Source organism: Asanoa sp. NPDC050611 (assembly GCF_040654855.1).
GTDB lineage: Bacteria > Actinomycetota > Actinomycetes > Mycobacteriales > Micromonosporaceae > Asanoa.
Map to the genome: position 1 here is coordinate 1 of NZ_JBFAIU010000312.1, position 9,142 is coordinate 9,142.

Sequence of the window (9,142 nt, forward strand, 5' to 3'; positions counted from 1 at the left end):
TCTTCGCGCTGGTGATCTCCGCGAAGCCGGCCCAGGCACACTCGATCGGCTCCGGCGGCCTGGCCGCGCTGCTGGTCTGGCTCGCGGCGATCGCCCCGAGGACCCGGCGGCGATCCGCGCCGAGGTGTTGGCGGGCGCCCAGGGTCCGGCGGCCGTGGAAGAGGTCACCGGTGGGCGGCGGGCGGCCATCGACGAGGCGGTCCGCCGGGCCGGCGACGACGACGTGATCGCGGTGCTCGGCAAGGGGCACGAACGAGGGCAGGAGGTGGCCGGCGTGACGCACCCGTTCGACGACCGGGTCGAGCTCGCGGCGGCACTGCACGCCCGGTTCGGCCACCTGGTGGGCCAGCGATGATCAAAATGCGCCTCGACGAGGTGGCGACCGCGGTCGACGGCCGGCTGGCCGGCGCGGACCCGGCGGCCGAGGTCACCGGCGCCGTCGAGTACGACTCCCGCAAGGTCGGCCCCGGCGGGCTGTTCGTCGCCTTCCCCGGCGAGAAGGTCGACGGGCACGACTACGCCGCCACCGCCGTGGCCGCGGGTGCGACCGCGGTGCTCGGCACCCGGGAGGTCGAGGGCGTGCCGATGGTGCTCGTCGACGACCCGCTCGCGGCGCTGGCCGCCCTGGCCCGCACGGTGCTGCCCAAGCTGCCCGACCTCTGCGTGATCGGGCTGACCGGCTCGTCCGGCAAGACCACGACCAAGGACCTGGTCGCCCAGCTCGCCGCCCGGCTCGGCCCCACGGTCGCCCCGCCCGGGTCGCTCAACAACGAGCTGGGCTTCCCGTACACCGTGCTCAAGGCCGACGAGCAGACCCGCTACCTGGTGCTGGAGATGGGCGCCCGGGGCATGGGGCACATCAGCTACCTCGCCGGCATCGCCCGGCCGCGGGTCGGCGTGGTGCTCAACGTCGGCACCTCGCACATCGGCGAGTTCGGCTCCGTCGACAACATCGCCACGGCCAAGGGCGAGCTGGCGGAGGCCGTACCCGTGGACGGGGTGGCGATCCTCAACGCCGACGACGAGCGGGTCCGGAAGATGGCCGTGCGTACCCGCGGCCGGGTGGTCCTGGTCGGTGAGGCGCCGGACGCCGACGTGCGGGCCGACGACGTGACCGTGGACGCGCACGGCCGGGCCTCCTACACGCTTCGGGTGGCCCGCGGCAGCGTCCCGGTGCGGCTGCGCGTGCCCGGTCGGCACCAGGTGGGCAACAGCCTCGCCGCCGCCGCGGTCGCCCGCGAGCTGGGCATGCCCCTGCGCGAGCTGGGCGAGGCGCTGGGCGAGCTGGAGCTGCGGTCCGTCCGCCGGATGGACGTGTTCGAGCGGTCCGACGGCGTCACGGTCATCGACGACTCCTACAACGCCAACCCGGCCTCGATGGCCGCGGCCTTGCGGGCGCTGGCGACCATCGGCACGGGACGGCGTACCGTCGCGGTGCTCGGCTACATGGCCGAGTTGGGCGGGTTCGAGCGTGCCGGCCACGAAGAGGTCGGGCGGCTCGCCGCCGAACTGGGCGTCGACCGGCTCTTCGTGGTCAGCGCGGAGGCCGGGCCGATCCACGAGGGCGCGACAGCCCAACCAGGCTGGGAAGGTAGGTCGGTGGTGCTGGGCGACCAGGAGGCGGCGATCGACGCGCTCCGGGCCGATCTGCGGCCGGGCGACGTGGTGCTCGTGAAGGGATCCCGGTACCGCACCTGGGACGTGGTCGACTCGCTGCGCGAGGAAGGGTCGGCGGCGTGAGGGCGGTCATCGTCGCCATCGCGGTGGCGTTCCTCGTCTCGCTGTTCGGCACCCCGATCGCGATCAAGGTGTTCACCCGGCTCAAGGCCGGCCAGCCGATCCGCGCCGACGGCCCGCAGATGCACATGGGCAAGAAGGGCACGCCGACCATGGGCGGCGTGGTCTTCATCGTGGCGACGATCATCGCCTACGTGGCCGGCCACATCGCGCTGACGACGCTGCCCTCGCAGCAGATCTTCCAGGTCGGCCCGACCATCACCGCGCTGGTGCTGCTGGGCCTGCTGGTGTTCTGCGGCGCGGTCGGCTTCATCGACGACTTCCTCAAGGTCCGGCGGCGGCACAGCGGCGGCCTCAACAAGCGGGGCAAGCTGCTCGGCCAGCTCCTGGTCGGCGCCACCTTCGGCATCGTCGCGCTCTATTTCCCGAGCACGATGCTGGACACCACCGGCAGCCGCACCAACACCGAGACGGTGGGCAGCACGGCGCTGTCGTTCATCCGCGAGGTGAGCTGGCTCGACATCGGCAAGGTCGGCTCGGTCATCGTCTTCGTGCTCGTGGTGCTCGCCTCGACCAACGGCGTCAACCTGACCGACGGCCTCGACGGCCTGGCCACGGGCGCCTCGACGATGGTGCTCGCGGCGTACGCGCTGATCGCGTTCTGGCAGTACCGGCACTGGTGCGCGGACCCGAGCTACGTCAAGGCGGGCGCGGACACCTACTGCTACGCCGTACGCGATCCCTTGGAGATAGCCCTGATAGCCGGGGCCGCCGCCGGGGCGTGTGTCGGCTTCCTCTGGTGGAACACGTCCCCGGCGCGGATCTTCATGGGCGACACCGGCGCGCTCGGCCTCGGCGGCCTGATCGCCGGCATGGCGATGTCGACGCGCACGGTCCTGCTGCTGCCGATCATCGGTGGCCTCTTCGTGATCATCACGATGTCCGTGGTCATCCAGATCATCTCGTTCCGGACCACGGGTAAACGGGTGTTCCGCATGTCGCCGCTCCAGCACCACTTCGAGCTGGCGGGATGGAGCGAGGTCAACATCGTGGTCCGCTTCTGGATCATCGCCGGCATCGGCGTCGCGATGGCCCTCGGCCTCTTCTACAGCGACTTCCTCGCGGCGGTCAGTTAAGACACGCCGAAAGTTTCTCCGCTGTCCCGGCGCGCCGAGCGTCGATGATGGGCCGGTGGGGGAGGAAGCGAAAGCCCGTCAGGCACGCCGCTCGCTGTTCGACGGTGGCGTGGCGGCGCTGCGCGGCCTGCTCGCCCGCCCGCTGGCGTCGTACTACCTGCTGATCTCCAGCGCCGGTCTGCTGCTGGTGATCGGCCTGACGATGGTGTTCTCGGCGACCGGCCCGCAGGACATCGCCGAGGACGGCAACGCCTTCTCCGCGCTGGCCAAGCAGGGCCTGTTCGCCGTCGTCGGGCTGACCGCGTTCTGGGTCTGCCAGCGGCTGCCGGCGCGCACCTTCCGCGCGCTGGGCCGCCCGGTCCTCGGCGTCGCGGTGGCGCTGCTGCTGTTCCTCAACGGGCTCAACGCGCTCGCCGCCGTCCGCGGGGACGACGACGTCAAGCTCGGCCCGATCGAGAGCGACAACCTCTGGCTGCACGTGGGCTCCATCCAGCTGCAGCCGTCCGAGATCGCCAAGCTCGGCCTGATCCTCTGGGCCGCCGACGTGATCAGCCGCAAGGGCGCGGCGCTGAGCCAGTGGCGCGAGCTGGCCATGCCGCTGTTCCCGGTGGTCGCGCTGCTGTTCGTGCTCGTGGGCTACAAGGACCTCGGCACGATGCTGATCCTGCTCGCCATCGTGGTCGGCCTGCTGTGGGCCGCCGGGGTGCGGCTGCGGGTGTTCGCCAGCCTGTCGGTGGTCGGCCTGGCCGGCATCGCCCTGCTGATCGCGGCCGCCTCCACCATGGGCTCCGGCGGCGAGGGCGGCAACTACCGCTTCGCTCGGTTGCTGACCTTCTTCAACCCGCCGACCGACTGCGCCGACGAAGGGTGCTACCAGGGCATCCAGGCCCGCTACGCGATCGACAACGGCGGCTGGTTCGGTGTCGGGCTCGGCCAGGGCCGGCTCAAGTGGGACTGGCTGCCCGAGGCCAACAACGACTTCATCTTCGCCGTGGTCGCCGAGGAGCTGGGCGTGGTCGGCTGCGCGGTGATCCTGGCCCTGTTCGGCGTGCTCGCGTTCACCGGCCTGCGGATCGCCCGGCGCATCAAAGACCCGTTCCGCCGCCTGGTCGCCGCCGCGATCACCACGTGGCTCGTCGCGCAGGCCCTGGTCAACATCGGCGGGGTGGTGGGGCTCATCCCGATCACCGGCATCCCGCTGCCGTTCATCTCCGACGGCGGCAGCGCCCTCGTGGTCACCCTGGCCGGCGTCGGCATACTCGCCTCGTTCGCCCGGGCCGAGCCCGACGCCGCCCGAGCCCTGCATGCCCGCCCGCCGGCCCGATGGGTCCGACTACTCTGGGCCCCGCTGCCTCCGTTGCCACCGGCTCCGGCGGCCAGCCGCCCGTCGGCACCCGCCGCCGGGCGCACCGCGCGTGACCGCGCCGGTGTGGGTGGCGAGAGGAGACGGTGATGGGTCCGCTGCGGTCGGTCGTGCTGGCCGGAGGAGGGACGGGTGGCCACATCTACCCGTTGCTCGCCTTCGCCGACTGCCTGCGCCGACACGATCCATCGGTCCGGATCACCTGCCTCGGCACCCCCAAGGGCCTGGAGAACGACCTGATCCCGCCGGCGGGCTACGACCTGCGGCAGATCCCCGCCTTCCAGCTGCCCCGGTCGATCAACATGGCGCTGCTGCGTACGCCCGACCGGATGCTGACCTCGACCCGCGCGGCCGGCAAGGTGCTCGACGAGGTCCGCGCCGACGTGGTGGTCGGTTTCGGCGGCTACGTCTCGGTGCCCGGCTACCTCGCCGCGTGGCGCCGCGAGGTGCCGATCGTGGTCCACGAGGTCAACGTCCCGCCGGGCGTGGCCAACCGGATGGGCATGCGGTTCACGAAATACGTCGCGGTCGGCTTCCCGCACCAGCCGAAGCAGGCCGACTCGCTACGCGACGCCCGCGTGGTCGGCGTGCCGCTGCGCTCCTCGATCGCCCATCTCGACCGGCGCGCCGCGTCGGCCGCCGCGCGCGCCCGCTTCGGGCTGCGCCCCGATCTGCCGGTGCTGTTCGTCTCCGGCGGCTCGCAGGGCGCACGCTCGATCAACCTGGCGGTCGCCGGGGCCGCCAAGGAGCTGTCCCGCGCCGGCGTCCAGGTGCTGCACGTGATCGGCGCCCGCAACGAGCCCGTCTCGGTGCCCAACGACCTGCCGGTGCCCTACGTGACGGTGCCCTACCTGAGCGAGATGGAGCTCGGGTACGCGGCCGCCGACCTGATGCTGAGCCGCGGCGGCGCGATGACCGTGGCCGAGGTGGCGGCTATCGGGCTGCCGACGATCTACGTGCCGTACCCCTACAGCAACCAGGAGCAGAGCCGCAACGCGCAGCCCGTGGTCGACGCCGGCGGTGGCCTGCTGGTCGACGACGGCGACATGACGCCGGCCTGGGTCGAGCGCACGGTGATCCCCCTCCTGCGCGACCCGCACCGCTTGGCCGCCATGGGCCACGCGGCCGCCGGCTACGGCCGGCGCGACGGTGACGAGGCGCTGCTCGACTTCGTTTACGAAGCGGCGACCCACGGCTGAGACGCCCACGGCGGCGACTGACTGACGAGAGCGAGGCACGGTGGCAGGGCTCAACATCGCGGATTTCACCCCGGCAGGCGTTGTGGCCGCGGAGGATCTGGGCACGGTGCACCTGATCGGCGTGGGCGGCGTCGGCATGAGCGGGCTGGCCCGCCTGCTGCTGACGCGGGGGATTCCCACCTTCGGCAGCGAGCTGCGGGAGTGGCCGGCGCTGGCCGGCCTGCGCGCGCTCGGCGGCACGATCCACATGAAGCACGTGCCGGAGAACCTCGACGGCGTCGACACCGTCGTCTACTCCACCGCGATCCCGCAGGACCACCTGGAGCTGGCGGAGGCCCGCCGGCGAGGCCTGCGGATCATGCACCGGTCCGAGGCGCTGGCGGCCGCGATGACCGGCCGGCGCACGGTCGCGGTGGCCGGCACCCACGGCAAGACCACGACCACCTCGATGGTCACGCTGATCCTGCAGCACGCCGGGCTCGACCCGTCGTTCGTGATCGGCGGCGAGATCTCCGAGGCGGGCTCCAACGCGCACCACGGCAGCGGCGACCTGTTCGTGGCCGAGGCCGACGAGAGCGACCGGTCCTTCCTGCTCTACCGCCCGTTCGTGTCGATCATCACGAACATCGACGCGGACCACCTCAACACGTACGGCGACCTGGCCGGCCTGCAGGCGGCGTTCCTCGACTACGCCCGGCTCACCGACCCGGCCGGGTTCATCGTCACGTGCGCCGACAACGACGGCACCCGGCTGCTGGCCGAGACGCTGCGGGCCGAGGGGCGCAAGGTGCTGACGTACGGCACCGCCGAGGACGCCGACCTGCGCCTGTTCGACATCGCTTCGTCGGTGCTGGGCGTCCGGTACCGGGCCGCGCTGCACGGCGAGTCGGTCGGCGAGATCCTGCTGCCGGTGCCGGGCGGGCACTTCGGGCTCAACAGCGCGGCCGCCGTGCTCGCCGCGGTCGAGCTGGGCGTGGCGCTGCCGGTCGCGGTCGAGGCGCTGGCCGTGTTCCCGGGCGTGCGCCGCCGCTTCGAGCGCAAGGGCGTCGCCAACGGCGTCGTCGTCTACGACGAGTACGCGTACCACCCGGTGTCGGTGACCGCCGCGCTGGAGACGTTGCGCGAGGTCGCGGCCGGCGGCCGGCTGGTCGTGGTGTTCCAGCCCTACCGGGTCTACCGCACCCGCGACATGGAGGCCGAGCTGGCCGCCGCGCTGGCTCTCGCCGACGAGGCGATCATCCTGGAGGTCTTCGGCCCGGGCGAGACCCGTGGCCCGGGCGAGGGCGGCGTCGCGCTGACCGCGGCGATCGACCTGCCGGCCGCGCACAAGGTGTTCGTGCCCGACTGGGACGCGGTGCCGGCCGAGGTGGTGCGCCGGGCGCACGCCGGCGACCTGGTGGTCACCATGGGTGCCCCGCCCAGCTCGCTGCTCGGTGACGAGCTGCTCGCCGCCCTGTCGGCGGCGGACCCGGCCGTGGGCGGCGCGGCCGCGGGTTCGGTGTCGCCGGTCGCCGGCTGATGACCGTCCGGCCCGGTGGCAGCGCCCCCGAGCGGCGCCGCTGGACCCTGGTCCGAGCCGGGAACGACGCGATGCCGTCGTCGGTCCGCCGGTTCATGCAGCGCGCCCGCCGGCGCCGGCTGCGGGCCGCGCTGCCGTGGGCGGCGGTCGCGGCGACCCTGCTCGTGATCGGCCTGCCGATCTGGCTGGTGCTGGGCACCGGGCTGCTCGGCGTGCGGTCGGTCGCGATCGACGGCACGTCGCTGGTCACGCCCGACGAGGTGCGGGCGGCCGCGGCGGTGCCGGACGGTGCCCCGCTGGCCCGGGTGGATCTGGCCGCGGCGGCCGCGCGGATCGGCGCGCTCCCGGCGGTCGAGAAGGCCACGGTCACCCGCGACTGGCCGAACGCGCTGACGATCGTGGTCGTCGAGCGCACGCCCGAGGCCGTCGTGCCGGAGGGCAAGCGGTTCCTGGTGGTCGACCGCTTCGGCGTCGCGTTCCAGGAGCTGCGGCGCCGGCCGGCCCACCTGCCGCTGGTGCGGATCGCGGACCCACGGGGCAACGTCGACGGCGTACGCGGTGCGGTCGAGGTCGTGGCCGCGCTGACGCCGACGCTGCGCCGGCAGCTCGTCGAGGTCGGCGTGGCCGGTCCGGCCCGGATCACCCTGAAGCTGGCCGCCGGCCGCACCGTCGTCTGGGGCGACGCGAGCCGCAACGCGGTGAAGTCCACCGTCACGACGGCGATGCTGGAGCGGGACGGAAAGACCATCGACGTCAGCGATCCCGAGGTCGTCACGATCCGCTGAAGAAATACCGCGTGGCGACACGCCGTAGCCGGTCCTTGGATCACGGTCATGTCCCGCTTACGTTGCCCGAGAGGCAGCGCAGTTGACATAACTCTAAGCCTCTAGTAGAGGGTGAGGGTTTACCCCTTGCCCTTCGCGTAGCGGCGGCATGCCGCGGTCCGGCCGCACACGGGAAGGGAAGGCACCCCCGATGACACCTCCGCACAACTACCTGGCGGTCATCAAGGTCGTCGGCATCGGTGGCGGTGGCGTCAACGCCGTCAACCGAATGATCGAGGTCGGTCTGAAGGGCGTCGAGTTCATCGCCATCAACACCGACGCGCAGGCGTTGCTGATGAGCGACGCCGACGTCAAGCTCGATGTCGGCCGCGAGCTGACCCGCGGCCTCGGTGCCGGTGCCAACCCCGACGTCGGCAAGAGCGCCGCCGAGGACCACCGCGACGAGATCGAAGAGGTGCTCAAGGGCGCCGACATGGTCTTCGTGACGTGTGGCGAGGGCGGCGGCACGGGCACGGGCGGCGCACCGGTGGTCGCCAACATCGCCCGCAAGCTCGGCGCGCTGACGATCGGCGTGGTCACCCGGCCGTTCTCGTTCGAGGGCAAGCGCCGCCAGGTGCAGGCCGAGGCCGGCATCGACGAGCTGCGCAACCAGTGCGACACCCTGATCGTCATCCCCAACGACCGGCTCCTGGCGCTCGGCGACCGCGGCATCAGCATGATGGACGCGTTCCGCCAGGCCGACCAGGTGCTGCTCTCCGGTGTCCAGGGCATCACCGACCTGATCACCACGCCGGGCCTGATCAACCTCGACTTCGCCGACGTGAAGAGCGTGATGAGCGGGGCCGGCAGCGCGCTCATGGGCATCGGCAGCGCCCGCGGCGACAACCGCGCCGTGGAGGCCGCCGAGGCGGCCATCTCCAGCCCGCTGCTCGAGCAGAGCATGGACGGCGCGCGCGGCGTGCTGCTCTCCATCGCCGGCGGCTCCGACCTCGGCCTGTTCGAGATCAACGACGCGGCGCAGCTGGTCACGGACGCGGCGCACCCGGACGCCAACATCATCTTCGGTGCGGTCATCGACGACGCCCTGGGCGACGAGGTGCGGGTCACCGTCATCGCGGCGGGCTTCGACGGCGGCACGCCCGCCTACAAGCCGGTCGAGGTGCGCAACAAGACCGCCCAGCCACAGCCGGTGTCGCCGGCCCCGGCGGCCGAGGTGCCGCCGCCGGTCGCGCCGACGCAGCCGGCCCGCCGGGTGCTCTTCGACGACGTGGACGTGCCCGACTTCCTCAAGAACGGATCCTAGGGTCTTGACCTGGCCGGTCGTCGGCCCGGCTCCGGTAGTGCGCGCGCAGCTGTTCCCGGGCGACACCCGCCGGATCGGTGCGGTCAAGGGCACCGCGGCC

7 protein-coding genes and 1 pseudogene are annotated in these 9,142 nt (G+C 72.6%); all 8 read left to right on the forward strand.

Going from position 1 to position 9,142, the window contains the following annotated elements; all coding sequences use genetic code 11:
• Window positions 1-355, forward strand: a pseudogene (locus tag AB0H87_RS32870) (UDP-N-acetylmuramoyl-L-alanyl-D-glutamate--2,6-diaminopimelate ligase); the annotation flags it as partial.
• Window positions 352-1,740, forward strand: a complete 1,389-nt coding sequence (murF, locus tag AB0H87_RS32875; protein ID WP_360154580.1) for a UDP-N-acetylmuramoyl-tripeptide--D-alanyl-D-alanine ligase — start codon at window positions 352-354, stop codon at window positions 1,738-1,740. The pseudogene AB0H87_RS32870 and the gene murF, both read left to right, overlap by 4 nt.
• Window positions 1,737-2,873 carry a phospho-N-acetylmuramoyl-pentapeptide-transferase gene (gene mraY / locus AB0H87_RS32880; RefSeq protein ID WP_360154583.1) on the forward strand — a complete coding sequence of 379 codons (1,137 nt, stop codon included), beginning with the start codon at window positions 1,737-1,739 and terminating at the stop codon, window positions 2,871-2,873. The genes murF and mraY overlap by 4 nt, the downstream gene beginning before the upstream one ends.
• A 55-nt stretch (window positions 2,874-2,928) precedes the next feature.
• The gene (locus AB0H87_RS32885) at window positions 2,929-4,326 is read left to right on the forward strand and encodes a putative peptidoglycan glycosyltransferase FtsW (RefSeq protein WP_360154586.1); all 1,398 of its coding nucleotides are present in this window, start codon (window positions 2,929-2,931) and stop codon (window positions 4,324-4,326) included.
• Complete coding sequence (murG, locus tag AB0H87_RS32890) at window positions 4,326-5,435, forward strand: undecaprenyldiphospho-muramoylpentapeptide beta-N-acetylglucosaminyltransferase (RefSeq protein ID WP_360154589.1); 1,110 nt, start codon at window positions 4,326-4,328, stop codon at window positions 5,433-5,435. The genes AB0H87_RS32885 and murG overlap by 1 nt, the downstream gene beginning before the upstream one ends.
• Before the next feature lie 40 nt (window positions 5,436-5,475).
• The gene (gene murC / locus AB0H87_RS32895; protein ID WP_360154592.1) at window positions 5,476-6,954 is read left to right on the forward strand and encodes a UDP-N-acetylmuramate--L-alanine ligase; all 1,479 of its coding nucleotides are present in this window, start codon (window positions 5,476-5,478) and stop codon (window positions 6,952-6,954) included.
• Window positions 6,954-7,739, forward strand: coding sequence for an FtsQ-type POTRA domain-containing protein (locus AB0H87_RS32900; RefSeq protein ID WP_360154595.1), 786 nt, complete (start codon window positions 6,954-6,956; stop codon window positions 7,737-7,739). The genes murC and AB0H87_RS32900 overlap by 1 nt, the downstream gene beginning before the upstream one ends.
• 190 nt (window positions 7,740-7,929) lie before the next feature.
• A complete protein-coding gene (gene ftsZ, locus AB0H87_RS32905) occupies window positions 7,930-9,042 on the forward strand; it encodes a cell division protein FtsZ (RefSeq protein ID WP_360154598.1) in 1,113 nt (370 codons plus the stop codon).
• Window positions 9,043-9,142 lie beyond the last annotated feature (100 nt).

What these genes read in the sequence shown, in the direction of transcription:
- AB0H87_RS32900 (WP_360154595.1), top strand. Translation starts at nt 6,954, where the DNA reads ATGACCGTCCGGCCCGGTGGCAGCGCCCCCGAGCGGCGCCGCTGGACC.
- ftsZ (WP_360154598.1), top strand. Translation starts at nt 7,930, where the DNA reads ATGACACCTCCGCACAACTACCTGGCGGTCATCAAGGTCGTCGGCATC.
- murG (WP_360154589.1), top strand. Translation starts at nt 4,326, where the DNA reads ATGGGTCCGCTGCGGTCGGTCGTGCTGGCCGGAGGAGGGACGGGTGGC.
- murF (WP_360154580.1), top strand. Translation starts at nt 352, where the DNA reads ATGATCAAAATGCGCCTCGACGAGGTGGCGACCGCGGTCGACGGCCGG.